The 421-nt window shown below is 60.1% G+C and carries 1 pseudogene; it reads right to left on the reverse strand.

Going from position 1 to position 421, the window contains the following annotated elements:
• Nucleotides 1-347: pseudogene (locus tag KVT39_RS36580) on the reverse strand (DDE-type integrase/transposase/recombinase); the annotation flags it as partial.
• Nucleotides 348-421: the final 74 nt, after the last annotated feature.

Below are 421 nucleotides of genomic sequence, written 5' to 3' on the forward strand. Positions count from 1 at the left end.
GATTCCCGCGTTTTCCAGGTGCGGCGATGAATCAGTTCAGCCTTGTACAAGCCGTTGATCGTTTCAGCCAGGGCGTTGTCATAGCTGTCTCCCCGGCTGCCGACCGACGGTTCGATGCCCGCTTCGGCCAGCCGTTCGCTGTAGCGAATGCTGACGTATTGGGACCCTCTGTCGGAATGGTGTATCAAGGTTCCGTCGTCGCCCGGGCGCCGCGCGTAAAGCGCCTGTTCAAGGGCATCCAGAACGAAGTCCGTGGTCATCGAACTGCTGACTCGCCAGCCGACGATACGGCGAGCAAACACATCTATCACGAAAGCCACATACAGCCAGCCCTGCCACGTCGAAAGTGGAGTAAGAGACCGGGCGTAGTCGAGCTATCTCCCGGCCTCTCCTCCCCGAACCGGACTTGCACCTCTCAGCG

The sequence above is a fragment of the Burkholderia sp. GbtcB21 genome (assembly GCF_019091065.1).
GTDB classification, from domain to species: domain Bacteria; phylum Pseudomonadota; class Gammaproteobacteria; order Burkholderiales; family Burkholderiaceae; genus Burkholderia; species Burkholderia pyrrocinia_C.